The sequence below is a fragment of the Zhengella sedimenti genome (genome assembly GCF_046506625.1).
Classification (GTDB): Bacteria; Pseudomonadota; Alphaproteobacteria; order Rhizobiales; family Rhizobiaceae; genus Zhengella; species Zhengella sedimenti.
Window position 1 is genome coordinate 196,055 of sequence record NZ_JBKFFP010000002.1, and the last position, 14,367, is coordinate 210,421.

Sequence of the window (14,367 nt, forward strand, 5' to 3'; positions counted from 1 at the left end):
GCATGGCGGTTCGGGCAAGGCTGCCCTGGCGCTACTGGCTTTTCCCGGTGGAGGAGACCTCATAGGGGACCAGGCGCAGACGGGAAATGTCCTGACCGATCTTCCGGAAGGCCTCGATCAGCTTGTCGCGGTCGGTCGCGTAGATGAACTTGTCGTCACCGCTGGCGCAATGCTTGCCGATTGCTTCGGCTTCCGCGTCATACTTGTGCAGGTAATAGACGAAATACACCTTGATGTTGGCGGGATCGGCCTTGATCGCGTCGCACATCTTGTAGGTCATGCTGTGCAGGGCCTCGTCGCGGGTCACGTTACCGTCATCATCCCAACCCGCCGCCGCATCCCAGCGTGCGTCACCGGGATAACCAAAGGGCGAATAGCTGTTGTAGCGGAGCGGATGGACCGAGTTCTTTCCGTCTGACAGGAAGATGATGTATTTGTCTGCCTCGCCGGCAGGCGCTGCCTCCGGCAGGGGCTCGGCCCTGTCAAGCGCGTTCCATGCCCAGTAGAAGCCGACCGGCATGATCGTTCCGCCCCAGCTTCCCCGGGTCGAGAGCGCGTTCACACTCTTTCGAAACGTGTCTATGTCGGTCGACAGCGGGAAAACCGGATTGTTGTCTGTGCAGAAGCCATTGGGGTTGGAATCGACATAGGCATAGGAACCCGGCTCGGCGTAACGGCCGACCTGCAGGGGCCCTGCCCCGTCATCATATTTGCAGACATTGAGTTCGCGACGTTCCCAGGCATCCGTGCCTTCAGGGGCGCGGGGCGACGAGCAGGCCGGTCCCTGATCGGGAAGGTAGCTGTTGGGCGACTTGTAGTTGTCGTATTCGTCGCGGTTGTCGGGCTGATCGGGTGCAAGGAAAGGCACGAAGAGCGAATCACGATCACGCCAATAAGGTGCCGACACCGAATAGGTGTACTTGCCGGGCCGCATTTCGAAACATCCGTTCCAGCCATACTTGTCGCCACCGTGCTGGCGCAGTTTGCGGTATGTCTGCCACCGATCGAGGGGAAGATAGCCGCGATGGACGGAAGAAAGAGCATAGGCGTCCGCCCAGGTAATGGCACGAAAGGGATCCGCTTCGATTCGCTCGGCCTCGTCGTCTCCCAGAACCTTGACCTGGTTGTCGAAGGGCACGAGTGCCAGTTTCACCGATGTATTCAATGCGGTGTTCGTTCCGGCCATCACGGCATCAGTGAAAGCCTGGATCGCCTCCTTGGCGCCTTCAAGACGGGTCTTTCCAGACAGGAGCTTGTCCATCGAGTTGGTCGTGTCGACCGTCACCGCAACTTCGATGTTCGTGCGGCGGAAACGGGAGTCGGCCGTCGCCGTGACAGGAATCGTGTCCTTGCCGATGATGCCGGCAAAAACGGTTTCATAGTCGATGCCCGCATTGATGCGGACGACGATCCCGCCCGGATCGACGGAAAATTCCGAATAGGTGATCGGCTGGGAGATGCGCCTGCCAAGCATGGCCTTGCCGTCGGCGACAAGCTGCTGCGCCGTCATCGCGGGATTGAGCGCGCTGCGCTTGGCCAGCTGGAGCGCCACATAATCCACCGAGGCCTGCAGTTCCACCTTGCGGCTTTGGGCCGCGCCCATGTCGATGGCGATGCCGCCCATCATCATCAGCGGCAAGGCCGACAGCGCCAGGACAACCTGCAAGGAACCGCGCCGGTCCGAGCCAAAACCTCTCAAGTTCACGTTCATTCCGCCCCCACTTTTCAGTCATGAAAATGCACACATCCAAATATCCATAGCCACGAGTCCCGTTAAAATTCCCTCCCATCCGGACATTGCAATTATATACAAGCATTTCATGATCATATTTTACAATGAATACTATTAGATATTATGAATAAATGAACGCCCCTGCGGCTATGCAAGCACGGATGCATCGTATTTCAGGGGCTCATGATGTATTTTCACAGGATCAGGAGACCGTCCGGGCGGACGCAAGGGACCTGCCGCCGTTTCCTTGCGGCGCGGTGCGGTTCGGTCGCGGTCGAATGGGCCATGATCGGCCCGATCTTCATCTTCGTGTTGCTGTTCGGCTTCGAAGGGATGGCTCACATGCTGATGTCGAACGACCTTGACCGCGCGCTGCGGGAAGTCGCGTTCGAAATACGCACGGGTCAGGCACAATCCATCGCGGCGGGCAACAACTGGACGCCGGAGCAATATCTGGCACACCGGGTATGCGAGGAATATTCATATGGCGATTGCACCGGGAAACTCGAAGTCGCCGTCCAGGCCTATGGCGCGGATGGCAGTCCGGTCACCGGCGCCGGTCCGTCCGAAATCTACAGGACCATGTCCATCCAGGTGGTCTCGGTGAAGATGCCGTTCCCACTTCAGACCATGTCGCGACTCTATTCGGACCAGCCCTGGATTCTTGCGGCCGCCCAGGCCTACATGACGGAGCCCTTCTGATGATCGCCGCCGTTTCAAGATCCCTGGGCCGGTTTTCGCGGTCGAGAGAAGGCGTCGTGGCCGTCGAAGGCGCGATCCTGATTCCGGTCTTCGCGATCATGATGTTCGCGATCTATGATTTCGTGTCGGTCTACAAACAGATCCAGCGCGCGCACGAAGCTTACTACGCGATCGGCGACATGATCACGGCCGCTCCGGACGGCACCATCACCTGTGACATGCTCGACAGGATCAGCGAGGTGGCCTGGACAAGCTACAAGACGGGCAACTGGGCGGTCACCGACACGGTTGACCAGGCATTTCCGCGCGGCGGCAGCGAGAATTTCCGGTTCCAGATCCGCGGCCTGCGGGTTCTCGATCCCTCGGACCCCGAGGCCAATCCGAACAATCTCAAGGCCCGCGTGGAATGGGCCTATCACCGGACAGGCAGCAATATCGCGAACGAAGCAGGACGGGCGCCGGGAACCCTGTTCGGAATGCCGCCGGAGCTGCGCTCGCCGGGCGATTTCTACATCCGTGTGGAGGGACGCATCTTCGCCTATGCCCTGTTCGGCAGGCTGCGCGTGACCGACTATCTCCCGAAGCTGGTCTACAAGGCCACGAGTACGGATTTCGCGCCACGCCACGTTGCGGAGATCCGACTGACCGGTCCCAAGGACGCCGACTGGTGCGAGGATATCGCGTCGTGGGAAAGCCGCTGATCGGCCGGATCAACCTGTGCCATGAACATAGTCGGGCACGATTCGCGGGATATCGTCGATCGAATAGCCGAGCCCCTGCGTCGCGCCGAGATAGGCGGCGAAGATGAGGCCGGAGACGATGGTCGTCCGCAGGGCCGCCCGGCGCATGTGATGGCCTTTCGGCGCGCTGGCAACCGTGCCGAGCGTCACCGCGCCATCCTCCTCCTGCGTGCGCAAGCTGAAGGGAATGACGGCAAACAGGCAGAGCCACCACAGGACGAAATAGAGCGCCGCGTAGGATAACACTGTCGTCAACATGAATGTCTCCGTTCCCCGCACCGGACCGGCCCGGCATCGGCATTCATATGGGGCCTGCCGCCGAAAAAGGCAAAGGCAGCCCGCGGACCGGGCCTCAGACCTGTTCCAGTTCCACCAGCGTGCCGTGGAAGTCCTTCGGATGCAGGAAGAGCACCGGCTTTCCATGGGCGCCGGTCTTCGGCTCGCCATCCCCCAGGACGCGGGCGCCCTGCCCCTTCAGGTGGTCACGCGCCGCCCGGATGTCATCGACCTCGTAGCAGACATGGTGCATGCCCCCGGAAGGGTTCTTCGCCAGGAAGGCCGCGATGGGCGAGGCATCGCCCAGCGGCTCCAGCAGTTCCACCTTGGTGTTGCCGAGATCGACGAAAACGACCGTCACGCCATGCTCGGGCAGTGCCTGCGGTTCGCTCACCCTGCCACCCAGCGTGTCGCGATAGGTCGCGGTCGCGGCAGCAAGATCGGGCACGGCAATGGCGACGTGGTTCAGGCGTCCGAGCATGTGGAAACTCCCCCATAAGAATTGGCCATGTCCGCAATAAGCGGACGCGGACCGGCTGTAAACCGGCCGGAAGGATGAGACGCGGCCGTCACGTCCGGCTCACACGCGGGTGACGAATACCGTCACGATCGGCTTCTTGCCCCAGATTGCATTGGCCTCGGCGCGGATTGCGCGCCGCGCGCTCTCCGCCACCAGGTCGAGATCCTTGCGCTTGCCGCGCGGAATGCTCTCGATGGCCCCGGCGGCCGCTTCCAGCAGGATGTCCTCCAGGTAATTGCCCTTGCCATCCATTTCCGGAAGGCCGACCGCCTCGATGTCCGGATCGTCGATCAGGTCATACTTGTTGTCGAGGATGGCATTGAGGCAGACGTGACCGGCATAGGAAAGCTTGCGCCGGTCGCGCACGCCGACCGTCTCGTCATTTCCGTAGAGATTGCCGTCCTTGAAGGTGCGTCCGTGATGGACCTCGCCGACGATCTCGGCATTGCCGGGCCACAGGCGCAGCATGTCGCCATTGCGCACGGAAGCGACTTCCGGCACGCCAACCGTGGATGCCAGCGACGCATGGGCGACCAGATGCTGCGCCTCGCCATGGACCGGCACGGCAATCTGCGGACGCACGAGACCATACATCTTGCGCAACTCGCCGCGGCGGGGGTGGCCGGACACATGGACCAGTTCATCCTCGTCCTCGATCAGCTTCACACCCATCTCCACGAGACGGTTCTTGACCTCGAGGATCGCCTTCTCGTTGCCGGGAATGGTGCGCGAGGAATAGATCACGGTGTCGCCGGCGGTGAGATGGACGCTGCGCATCTCCTCGCGCGCCAGCTTGGACAGGGCGGCGCGCGGCTCACCCTGGCTGCCGGTGCAGATGACGACGATGTTGTCGCGCGGGACATGCTGGAAATCCTCCTCGGCGAGGAATTCCGGCAGGCCGTCGAGATAGCCCAGGTCGGTCGCGACATCCACCACGCGCTTCATCGACCGGCCCATGACCAGAACCTGCCGCCCGGCATCGCGCGCGGCCTCGGCGATGGAGCGGATGCGCCCGACATTGGAGGAAAAGGTGGTGATGACGACGCGGCCGGCGGCCTTCTCGATCAGCTTTTCCAGGCTGTCGCACACTTCACGCTCGGTAGGGCTTTCCCCTTCCCGCATGGCATTGGTGGAATCGCAGATCATGGCGAGAACACCGGCATCGCCCAGCGCCTTGAGACGGTCCTCGTCGGTCAGCGGTCCGATGGTCGGGTCGGCGTCGAACTTCCAGTCGCCGGTGTGGATGACGGTTCCCGCCTCGGTGGTGATCGCCAGCGAAAAGGGTTCAGGGATCGAATGGGTCACCGGCACCGGTTCGATGCGGAAGGGTCCGAGATCGAAGGTCTGGCCGGCGCGGAAGATGTTCACCGGCACGTCGACCCGCTGGTATTCGCTCTGGCGCTTGGCTTCCAGCAGGCCGGCGGTGAAGGGAGACATCCAGACCGGACAGCCCAGATTCGGCCAGATGTCGAGAATGGCGCCGTAGTGGTCCTCGTGGGCATGGGTGATCACCATGCCGCGCAGGTTCTTCACCTCGTTCTCGATGAAGCGCGTATCGGGCAGGACCAGGTCGACGCCCGGCAGGTCGGGGCCCGGAAAGGTCACGCCGCAATCGACGATGATCCACTCCCGGTTCGAAGCCGGACCGAAGCCGTAAAGCGCGAAATTCATGCCGATTTCGCCAACGCCGCCCAGCGGCACGAAGACGAGTTCCTTGTCCTTGGTCCTAGCCATGCCAAACTTTCATCAGGAGGTGGAAATACCAGCGAAGAAAAGATCGCCGGCCGAGACCGTCGCGACTTCGCCATTGCTCTTTTCGACCAGAAGATAGCCCCTGGCGTCAAGATCGGCAAACCGGCCTTCGACGACGCCATCGCCCATCTGCACCCGGACCGGCTCGCCGAGCCCGCGGGCCGCACGCAGCCAGTCCTCGCGGATGGCCGCAAAGCCGGCGCCGCCGTTCCAGCGTGCCAGTTCAGCCGCCATCGCATGGGCCAGGCGCGGAAACAACGCCTCCGGCGTCACCTCGACCCCGCAATCGCGCAGGCTCGTCGCCGGATAGGGCGTGCCTTGCGGATGGTGGGCGCAATTGATGCCGCAGCCGATGACGACCGCCAGGCCGCCGCCGGGCACCATCTCGCTTTCAAGCAGGATGCCGTTGACCTTGGCGCCGTCGACCAGGATGTCGTTGGGCCACTTGATCGCAAGCGCCTGCGGGGTGCGGGCGAAGAAGGGCCGCAATGCATTGTAGACGCCAAGCGCGGCGACAAGCGGCAGCGTGCCCAGCCGGTCGACGGGCGCCGGTTCTGCCAACAGCAGCGACGCGTAGAGGTTTCCGGCCTCCGAAATCCACGGACGGCCCCGCCGGCCCCTGCCCTGCAACTGCCGTTCGGCGGTGACCCAGAGCGGACCGCGCTCGCCATCGCGAAACAGCGCCATGGCCTCGGCATTGGTGGAGCCGACATCACCCAGCGCCAGATGAGCGACGCCGGGTGGCAGCGAATGGGAGGGGTGCAATGCCAAACCGGGCGCCGACCCTTAGAAGAAGGTCCGCGCGGCAGCCTGGGCAACAAGCCCGACCGGTCCTGCAAACACGATGTAGAACAGCGTGAAGGCGCCAGACAGGCCGAGCACGAGGCCCAGTTCGCCGGCGACCGGCTGCAACTTCCCGGCCGGCTCGTCGAACCACATGATCTTGATGATGCGCAGATAGTAATAGGCGCCGACGACGGAGGCCAGGACGCCGATCACGGCAAGCGCGAACAGGTTGGCCTCGATGGCGGCCAGGAAGACCGACCACTTGGCCCAGAACCCGGCCAGCGGCGGAATGCCGGCCAGCGAGAACATCAGGATGGTCAGGATCGTGGCCATCACCGGATTCGTGGACGCAAGACCGGCGAGATCGTCGATCTGCTCGACATTGCCCTCCTTGCGCCGCATGGCAAGGATGAAGGCGAAGGTGCCAAGCGTCATCACCAGGTAGATGATCATGTAGATGACCACACCCTGCACGCCGGCGAGCGTTCCGGCGGCGAGACCGACCAAGGCATAACCCATGTGGCCGATGGAGGAATAGGCCATCAGGCGCTTGATGTTGCGCTGGCCGATGGCGCCGAAGGCACCCAGCACCATGGAAGCGATGGCGATGAAGACGATGATCTGCTGCCAGTCGGCATGCATCGGGGCGAAGGCCTCCGAGACGACGCGCACGACAAGCGCCATCGCCGCCATCTTGGGCGCGGCGGCGAAGAAGGCCGTGACGGGCGTGGGTGCGCCTTCATAGACGTCCGGCGTCCACATGTGGAACGGCACGGCGGAAATCTTGAAGGCAAGACCGGCGAGGATGAAGACCAGGCCGAAGACCAGGCCAAGGTCGCGCTGGCCGTTGCTGACCGCCTCGGCGATGGCAAGGAAATTGGTGTGTCCGGTGAACCCGTAGACCAGCGAGATGCCGTAGAGCAGCATGCCCGAGGACAGCGCGCCGAGGACGAAGTATTTCAGGCCGGCCTCGGTGGAGCGCACGGAATCGCGGTTGAACGCGGCGACGACGTAGAGCGCCAGCGACTGGAGTTCGAGGCCCAGATAGAGCGCCAGCGTGTCATCGGCTGAAATCATCAGCATCATGCCCAGGGTCGCCAGCATGACCAGGACAGGGAACTCGAATTTGTCGAACTTCTCCGCCTTGGCGAAGCCCACCGACATGACGAGCGTGACAACCGACCCAGTCAGCGCGAGCGCCTTCATCAGGCGTGCGAAGGGATCGGATGTGAACGCGCCGTTGAAGGCCTTGCCGTCGTCGCCGAAGAACACCATCCAGGCCATCGCGCCGATCAGGATGGCGACAGCCAGCCCGTTGATGGTGGAGTTGGAGCGCGGCCCGGAAAAGACGCCGAACATCAGCAGCGCAATGGCGCCCACCGTGACGATGAGCTCCGGCGTGGCGAGCGAGAGGCTGGTTGCGAGATCCGTCATCATGTCCCTGTTCCCGCCTTGTCTTACTGGCCGATGGCGGCCGTGGTCACCGCCATGTCGAGCGAGGCGGTGATGTCGTTTATGAGTGCGTTGACCGAAACGCCGGTCACGTCGAAGATCGGGGCCGGGTAGACGCCGAAAAAGATGGTCAGCGCGACGAGCGGGTAGATGATCACCTTCTCGCGCGCCGAAAGGTCGAGCATGCCCTTGAGCGCTTCCTTGTCGAGCTTGCCGAAGACGACGCGCCGATAGAGCCACAGCGCATAGGCAGCCGACAGGATGACGCCCGTGGTGGCGAAGAAGGCCACCCAGGTGTTGACCCGGAAGACGCCGAGCAGCGTCAGGAACTCGCCGATGAAGCCGGAGGTGCCGGGCAGGCCGACATTGGCCATGGTGAAGATCATGAACACGACGGCATATTTCGGCATGTTGTTGACCAAGCCGCCATAGGCCGCGATCTCGCGGGTGTGCATCCGGTCATAGACCACGCCGACGCACAGGAAGAGCGCGCCCGAGACGAAGCCGTGGCTGATCATCTGGAAGATGGCGCCCTCGATGCCCTGCGTGTTCATCGCGAAGATGCCCATGGTCACGTAGCCCATGTGGGCGACCGAGGAATAGGCGATGAGCTTCTTGATGTCCTCCTGGCGCAGCGCCACGAGCGAGGTGTAGACGATCGCCACCACGGACAGCGTGAAGACGAAGGCCTGGAACTCCTGCGAGGCAATGGGGAACATGGGCAGCGAGAAGCGAAGGAAGCCGTAGCCGCCCATCTTCAGAAGGATCGCGGCCAGGATGACCGAGCCCGCAGTCGGCGCCTCCACGTGGGCGTCGGGCAGCCAGGTATGGACCGGCCACATCGGCATCTTCACCGCGAAGGACGCGAAGAAGGCCAGCCACAGCCATGTCTGCATCGAGGCCGGGAAATCATGGGCCAGCAGATCGGGAATGGAGGTGGTGCCCGCGTCCCAATACATGGCCATGATGGCCAGCATCATCAGAACCGAGCCCAGCAGCGTGTAGAGGAAGAACTTGAACGAGGCGTAGACGCGCCGCTTGCCGCCCCACACGCCGATGATGATGAACATCGGGATGAGGCCGGCCTCGAAGAACACGTAGAAAAGCACCAGGTCCAGCGCGCAGAAGACGCCGATCATCAGCGTTTCGAGCACGAGGAAGGCGATCATGTATTCCTTGACGCGCTTCTCCACCGATTCCCACGACGCCAGGATGCAGAGCGGCATCAGGAAGGTCGTCAGGATGACGAAGAGCATGGAAATGCCGTCGACGCCCATGCGGTAGGCGATGCCCCCGCCCAGCCATTCGACCTCCTCCACCATCTGGAAGCCCTGGCGCGTCGTGTCGAAGCCGGTCCAGATGAAGAGCGAGAAGATGAAGGTGAAGACGGTGGTCAGCAGCGCCACGTTGCGGATGTTGCGCCGCCCGTAGCCCTCATCCCGGATCAGGAGGATCAGGAAGGCGCCGACGAGCGGCAGGAACGTGACCAGCGAAAGGATGGGCCAATCAGACATCAGAAGGCGCTCCCGAGCATCATCCAGGTGACCAGCGCGGCGACGCCGATGAGCATCGCGAAGGCATAGTGATAAAGGTAACCGCTCTGCAGCTTGACGACGCGGTTGGTGACATCGACGACGCGGGCGGCCACGCCGTCGGGGCCGAGCCCGTCGATGACCGCGCCATCGCCCTTCTTCCACAGGAAGCGGCCGAGCCACATGGCCGGGCGGACGAAGAGGAAGTCGTAGAGCTCGTCGAAATACCACTTGTTGAGCAGGAACTGGTACAGGCCGTGATGACGCTGTGCCACCTGCCTCGGCATTTCGGGATTGGAGATGTAGAACCACCAGGCGATGGCGAAGCCGGCCAGCATGGCCAGGAACGGCGTCATCTTGACCAGGAAGGGCACGTGGTGGAACTCGTCGACCAGATCGTTGCCTTCGGCGGTGAACAGCGCGCCCTTCCAGAAGGCGTCGTATTCATGACCGTAGAAGTAGCCGTTGAAGATCACGCCGGCGAACAGGGCCCCAGCGGCCAGCACGAAGAGCGGCACCAGCATGACCGGCGGGCTTTCATGGACGTGGTGCATGACGTCGGCGGTCGCCCGCGGCTTGCCATGGAACGTCATGAAGATCAGCCGCCATGAGTAGAAGCTGGTGAACAGCGCCGCGATGGCCAGCATGGAGAAGGAGAAGCCCGCCACCGCGCTGTGCGAGGCGAAGACGCTCTCGATGATGATGTCCTTGGAGAAAAAGCCGGCGGTGCCGATAAAGGTGCCAGGAATGCCGAGCCCCGTCAGCGCCACCGTGCCGATGACCATCATCCAGTAGGTGGTCGGGATCAGCTTGCGCAGGCCGCCCATGCGCCGCATGTCCTGCTCGTCGGAGACGGCATGGATGACCGAGCCGGCACCCAGGAAGAGCAGCGCCTTGAAGAAGGCATGCGTGAACAGGTGGAAGATGGCCGCGCCATAAGCGCCGACGCCGAGCGCGGCGAACATGTAGCCGAGCTGCGAGCAGGTGGAATAGGCGATCACGCGCTTGATGTCGTTCTGCACGAGGCCGACGGTCGCGGCGAAGAAGGCCGTGATGGAGCCGACGATCGTGACCAGCAGGAGCGCGGTGTGCGAGAGTTCGAACAGCGGCGACAGGCGGGCGACCATGAAGACGCCCGCGGTGACCATGGTGGCGGCATGGATGAGCGCGGAAACCGGCGTCGGGCCTTCCATGGCGTCGGGCAGCCAGGTGTGCAGCAGGAACTGCGCGGACTTGCCCATGGCACCCATGAAGAGCAGCAGGCAGACAATGGTGATCGCGCCCTGCCGGTCCAGGGCGTAGCCCAGGAAATTGAGCACCGGCTCGCCGCCTGCCGCGCCCTCGGCGGGCAGGAACGTGGCGGCATTGGCGAAGATCGTGTCGAACGACACCGAGCCGAACAGGACGAAGACGCCGAAGATGCCGAGCGCGAAACCGAAATCGCCGACGCGGTTGACGATGAAGGCCTTCATCGCGGCGGCATTGGCCGAGGGTTTCTTGAACCAGAAGCCGATCAGCAGGTAGGAGGCCAGGCCCACGCCTTCCCAGCCGAAGAACATCTGCACCAGGTTGTCGGAGGTCACCAGCATCAGCATGGCGAAGGTAAACAGCGACAGGTAGGCGAAGAAGCGCGGCCGGTCGGGATCGTGGTGCATGTAGCCGATCGAGTAGATGTGTACCAGCGCGGAGACCGTGTTGACGACGACCAGCATGACGGCCGTCAGCGTGTCGATGCGCAGCGCCCAGTCGACCGCGAAGTCGCCGGATTCGATGAAGGTCAGCACCGGGATGACGATGGCCTGTCCCTCGCCGCCATGGGCCATGGCCACCGTGAAGAAGGCGACCCAGGAGAGAAGCGCGGAGACGACCAGCAGGCCGGAGGTGATGTATTCGGACGCCTTGGCCCCGATCGAGCGGCCGAACAGGCCGGCGATCAGGAAGCCGATGAGCGGGAGGAAGACAATCGCGTGATACATGGCGGCGTTTCCCTTAACCCTTCATCATGTTGACGTCTTCGACCGAGATCGAACCGCGGTTGCGGAAGAAGACGACGAGAATTGCAAGGCCGATCGCGGCTTCGGCCGCCGCGACGGTCAGGATGAACAGCGCGAAGACCTGCCCGACCAGATCGTTGAGCGCGGCGGAGAACGCCACGAAGTTCAGGTTGACCGAGAGCAGGATCAGCTCGATCGACATCAGGATGACGATGATGTTCTTGCGGTTCAGGAAGATGCCGAACACGCCGATGGTGAACAGGACGGCTGACAGGGTCAGATAGTGGCCGATACCGATTTCCATGATTGAGACCTCTCAGATGCCCTTGCCCGACTCGACCTTACGCACCTCGATGGCGGTGCGCGGATCGCGCGCCACCTGCTCGGCGATGACCTGGCGCTTGACGCCTTCCTTGTGGCGCAGCGTCAGCACGATGGCGCCGATCATGGCGACCAGCAGGATGATGCCCGCGATCTGGAAGGCATAGACGTAGTCGGTGTAGAGGATGTCGCCCAACTGGGCGGTGTTGTGCCGCTCGGCGAGGTCGCGGATCGGCTGCGCGGATCCGGCCGCGATGTCGGGCGAGAGCGTGTAGCCGCCAAGCACGATGGCCAGTTCCGCCACCAGCACGATGCCGACAAGCGCACCGACCGGGGCATATTGCAGCGCGCCGGCCTTCAGTTCGGCGAAGTCCACGTCAAGCATCATGACCACGAAGAGGAACAGGACCGCCACGGCGCCGACATAGACGATGAGCAGGATCATGGCGAGGAATTCGGCGCCGGTCAGCAGGAACAGCGCCGCGGCGTTGAAGAAGGTGAGAATGAGAAAGAGCACGGAGTGCACCGGGTTGCGTGCCGCGATGACCATGACGGCCGACGCAACCGCAACGAGCGCGAAGAGATAGAAAAACGCCGCCGCCAATCCTGTGAGCATGACTGCCCCCGATCCTTGCCTGTGCCGCGGCGCCTTCTTGCGGCGCCGCTTCATTGACCGGCCCTGCCTGCGAGTCCCCCGCCAGGGCCTTGAGTCCAGTGTCCCTTTAGAGCGTTTGCAGCGGTTTCAAAACCGTCTGAACGCTCCGGTTCAAAACTTTTTCAGGACGCGCGCGCCCCGTTCCCCCGTCCCGCGCCGGCCTTACCGGTACGGCGCGTCGATCGCCATGTTGCGGGCGATCTCGCGTTCCCAGCGGTCGCCGTTGGCGAGCAGCTTTTCCTTGTTGTAGTAGAGCTCCTCGCGCGTCTCGGTGGCGAATTCGAAATTCGGCCCCTCGACGATGGCATCCACCGGGCAGGCTTCCTGGCAGAAGCCGCAATAGATGCACTTGACCATGTCGATGTCGTAGCGGACCGTGCGCCGCGTACCGTCGTTGCGGCGCGGGCCGGCCTCGATGGTGATGGCCTGGGCCGGGCAGATGGCCTCGCACAGCTTGCAGGCGATGCAACGCTCTTCCCCGTTGGGATAGCGGCGCAGCGCGTGCTCGCCACGGAAACGTGGACTGACCGGTCCCTTCTCGTTGGGATAGTTGACGGTGAATTTCGGCCGGAAGAAATAGCGCATCGACAGGATGGTTGCGTCGATGAACTCCTTCAGCAGCAGCGACTTGGCCGCCTGGGCAAGACCAGTCATTCTCATTCTCCAATCACGTAGGGCGCCACGAACCAGCCGATGACCGGCAGCAGCAGGAACTGCACAAGCCCGGCGGCTTTCAGCGCCAGTTTCGTTTCTTCCATGTCGACGCGGCCGGAAAGCGCACGCAACAGCGCCCAGTCGACCGCGGCGACCACCAGTCCGATCAGGGCTCCGATCGCGGCCGCGCTCATCGTCACGCGCTCCAGCCGGTCAGCTTGAGCACGAAGGCGGTGGCCACGACCATGAAGATCGAGATCGGCAGGAAGACCTTCCAGCCCAGCCGCATCAACTGGTCGTAGCGGTAGCGGGGCACGAAGGCCTTGACCAGCGAGATCATGAAGAACACCGCCGTGGTCTTGAGCACGAACCAGATGACGCCCGGCACCCAGGTGAAGGGTGCGATGTCCACCGGCGGAAGCCAGCCGCCGAGGAACAGGATGGTGGCGAGCGCCGACATCAGGCAGATCGCGACATACTCACCCAGCATGTAGAGCATGTAGGGGCCGGAGGAATATTCGACCATGTGGCCGGCGACCAGTTCCGATTCCGCCTCGACGAGATCGAAGGGCGGGCGGTTCGTCTCGGCAAGCGCCGAAATGAAGAAGATGACGAACATCGGGAACAGGCCGAGCCAGTGCCAATCCAGGAAGGAATTGGGCAGGCCCATGCGGGTGCCGATGCCGTCGCCCTGCGAGATGACGATGTCCGACAGGTTCAGCGAACCGACGCAGAGCAGCACGGTGACGATGACGAAGCCGATGGACACCTCGTAGGACACCATCTGCGCGGCCGAGCGCAGCGCGCCGAGGAAGGGATATTTCGAATTCGACGCCCAGCCGCCCATGATCACGCCGTAAACCTCGAGCGAGGAAATGGCGAACACGTAGAGAATGCCGACATTGATGGAGGCGACGACCCAGCCGTCGGCGACCGGAATGACCGCAAAGGCGGCGAGCGCGAGAACGGCGGAGACCAGCGGCGCGAGCAGGAAAACGCCCTTGTTGGCGCCCGAGGGGATCACCGGTTCCTTGACGAAGAACTTCAGCATGTCCGCGAAAGACTGCAGGAGCCCCCAGGGGCCGACCACGTTGGGACCGCGGCGCGCCTGCACGGCGGCCCAGATCTTGCGGTCGGCATAGATGATGTAGGCCACGTAGATCAGCAGGATCACCAGCAGCGCGAGCGACTGGATGACAATCAGCAGCGCCGGCCAGACATAGGTGTCGAAGAAAAGATCCATTGTCTTGC

15 protein-coding genes are annotated in these 14,367 nt (G+C 63.0%); 2 read left to right on the forward strand and 13 right to left on the reverse strand.

Annotation, left to right across the window (positions count from 1 at the left end):
- Positions 1–31: 31 nt before the first annotated feature.
- Positions 32–1,705 (reverse strand): pilus assembly protein, encoded by a 1,674-nt coding sequence (locus tag ACLB6G_RS06590; protein WP_410355352.1) that lies wholly within the window; start codon positions 1,703–1,705, stop codon positions 32–34.
- Positions 1,706–1,918: 213 nt separating this feature from the next.
- Between ACLB6G_RS06590 and ACLB6G_RS06595 the strand changes: the two genes are divergently transcribed.
- Together ACLB6G_RS06595 and ACLB6G_RS06600 are read left to right on the forward strand one after the other, a co-directional pair.
- On the forward strand, positions 1,919–2,434 hold the full coding sequence (locus tag ACLB6G_RS06595; RefSeq protein ID WP_410355899.1) for a TadE/TadG family type IV pilus assembly protein: 516 nt from the start codon (positions 1,919–1,921) through the stop codon (positions 2,432–2,434).
- 56 nt (positions 2,435–2,490) lie between these two features.
- The gene (locus tag ACLB6G_RS06600) at positions 2,491–3,135 is read left to right on the forward strand and encodes a hypothetical protein (RefSeq protein ID WP_410355353.1); all 645 of its coding nucleotides are present in this window, start codon (positions 2,491–2,493) and stop codon (positions 3,133–3,135) included.
- Between the two features lie 9 nt (positions 3,136–3,144).
- On the opposite strand, the gene ACLB6G_RS06605 is transcribed toward ACLB6G_RS06600, so the two are convergent.
- The 12 genes from ACLB6G_RS06605 to nuoH all read right to left on the reverse strand — a co-directional run bounded on the left by ACLB6G_RS06605 (position 3,145) and on the right by nuoH (position 14,359).
- The gene (locus ACLB6G_RS06605; protein ID WP_410355354.1) at positions 3,145–3,432 is read right to left on the reverse strand and encodes a DUF1467 family protein; all 288 of its coding nucleotides are present in this window, start codon (positions 3,430–3,432) and stop codon (positions 3,145–3,147) included.
- Between the two features lie 94 nt (positions 3,433–3,526).
- On the reverse strand, positions 3,527–3,931 hold the full coding sequence (mce, locus tag ACLB6G_RS06610) for a methylmalonyl-CoA epimerase (RefSeq protein ID WP_410355355.1): 405 nt from the start codon (positions 3,929–3,931) through the stop codon (positions 3,527–3,529).
- 99 nt (positions 3,932–4,030) lie between these two features.
- Positions 4,031–5,704: a ribonuclease J gene (locus ACLB6G_RS06615; protein WP_410355356.1), complete on the reverse strand. Its 1,674-nt coding sequence runs from the start codon at positions 5,702–5,704 to the stop codon at positions 4,031–4,033.
- A gap of 12 nt (positions 5,705–5,716) precedes the next feature.
- The gene (locus ACLB6G_RS06620) at positions 5,717–6,493 is read right to left on the reverse strand and encodes a biotin--[acetyl-CoA-carboxylase] ligase (protein ID WP_410355357.1); all 777 of its coding nucleotides are present in this window, start codon (positions 6,491–6,493) and stop codon (positions 5,717–5,719) included.
- A gap of 15 nt (positions 6,494–6,508) precedes the next feature.
- Entirely contained in the window at positions 6,509–7,945 is a 1,437-nt protein-coding gene (nuoN, locus tag ACLB6G_RS06625) for an NADH-quinone oxidoreductase subunit NuoN (protein ID WP_410355358.1), read from the reverse strand.
- 20 nt (positions 7,946–7,965) lie between these two features.
- Positions 7,966–9,474: an NADH-quinone oxidoreductase subunit M gene (locus tag ACLB6G_RS06630; RefSeq protein WP_410355359.1), complete on the reverse strand. Its 1,509-nt coding sequence runs from the start codon at positions 9,472–9,474 to the stop codon at positions 7,966–7,968.
- Positions 9,474–11,468, reverse strand: a complete 1,995-nt coding sequence (gene nuoL / locus ACLB6G_RS06635) for an NADH-quinone oxidoreductase subunit L (RefSeq protein ID WP_410355360.1) — start codon at positions 11,466–11,468, stop codon at positions 9,474–9,476. Before nuoL ends, ACLB6G_RS06630 begins: the two co-directional genes overlap by 1 nt.
- Positions 11,469–11,481: 13 nt before the next feature.
- On the reverse strand, positions 11,482–11,790 hold the full coding sequence (gene nuoK, locus ACLB6G_RS06640; RefSeq protein WP_371273517.1) for an NADH-quinone oxidoreductase subunit NuoK: 309 nt from the start codon (positions 11,788–11,790) through the stop codon (positions 11,482–11,484).
- 12 nt (positions 11,791–11,802) lie between these two features.
- Positions 11,803–12,423 (reverse strand): NADH-quinone oxidoreductase subunit J, encoded by a 621-nt coding sequence (locus ACLB6G_RS06645; protein ID WP_410355361.1) that lies wholly within the window; start codon positions 12,421–12,423, stop codon positions 11,803–11,805.
- Positions 12,424–12,624: 201 nt separating this feature from the next.
- Positions 12,625–13,116, reverse strand: coding sequence for an NADH-quinone oxidoreductase subunit NuoI (gene nuoI / locus ACLB6G_RS06650; protein WP_410355362.1), 492 nt, complete (start codon positions 13,114–13,116; stop codon positions 12,625–12,627).
- Positions 13,117–13,118: 2 nt separating this feature from the next.
- Positions 13,119–13,310 (reverse strand): hypothetical protein, encoded by a 192-nt coding sequence (locus tag ACLB6G_RS06655; protein WP_410355363.1) that lies wholly within the window; start codon positions 13,308–13,310, stop codon positions 13,119–13,121.
- A 2-nt stretch (positions 13,311–13,312) separates the two neighbouring features.
- Positions 13,313–14,359: an NADH-quinone oxidoreductase subunit NuoH gene (gene nuoH / locus ACLB6G_RS06660; protein WP_410355364.1), complete on the reverse strand. Its 1,047-nt coding sequence runs from the start codon at positions 14,357–14,359 to the stop codon at positions 13,313–13,315.
- Positions 14,360–14,367 lie beyond the last annotated feature (8 nt).

Coding starts and splice junctions, on each gene's coding strand:
- ACLB6G_RS06595 (WP_410355899.1), top strand. CDS start 1,919: ATGTATTTTCACAGGATCAGGAGACCGTCCGGGCGGACGCAAGGGACC.
- ACLB6G_RS06605 (WP_410355354.1), bottom strand. CDS start 3,432: ATGTTGACGACAGTGTTATCCTACGCGGCGCTCTATTTCGTCCTGTGG.
- mce (WP_410355355.1), bottom strand. CDS start 3,931: ATGCTCGGACGCCTGAACCACGTCGCCATTGCCGTGCCCGATCTTGCT.
- ACLB6G_RS06615 (WP_410355356.1), bottom strand. CDS start 5,704: ATGGCTAGGACCAAGGACAAGGAACTCGTCTTCGTGCCGCTGGGCGGC.
- nuoN (WP_410355358.1), bottom strand. CDS start 7,945: ATGATGACGGATCTCGCAACCAGCCTCTCGCTCGCCACGCCGGAGCTC.
- ACLB6G_RS06630 (WP_410355359.1), bottom strand. CDS start 9,474: ATGTCTGATTGGCCCATCCTTTCGCTGGTCACGTTCCTGCCGCTCGTC.
- nuoL (WP_410355360.1), bottom strand. CDS start 11,468: ATGTATCACGCGATTGTCTTCCTCCCGCTCATCGGCTTCCTGATCGCC.
- nuoK (WP_371273517.1), bottom strand. CDS start 11,790: ATGGAAATCGGTATCGGCCACTATCTGACCCTGTCAGCCGTCCTGTTC.
- ACLB6G_RS06645 (WP_410355361.1), bottom strand. CDS start 12,423: ATGCTCACAGGATTGGCGGCGGCGTTTTTCTATCTCTTCGCGCTCGTT.
- nuoI (WP_410355362.1), bottom strand. CDS start 13,116: ATGACTGGTCTTGCCCAGGCGGCCAAGTCGCTGCTGCTGAAGGAGTTC.
- ACLB6G_RS06655 (WP_410355363.1), bottom strand. CDS start 13,310: ATGAGCGCGGCCGCGATCGGAGCCCTGATCGGACTGGTGGTCGCCGCG.
- nuoH (WP_410355364.1), bottom strand. CDS start 14,359: ATGGATCTTTTCTTCGACACCTATGTCTGGCCGGCGCTGCTGATTGTC.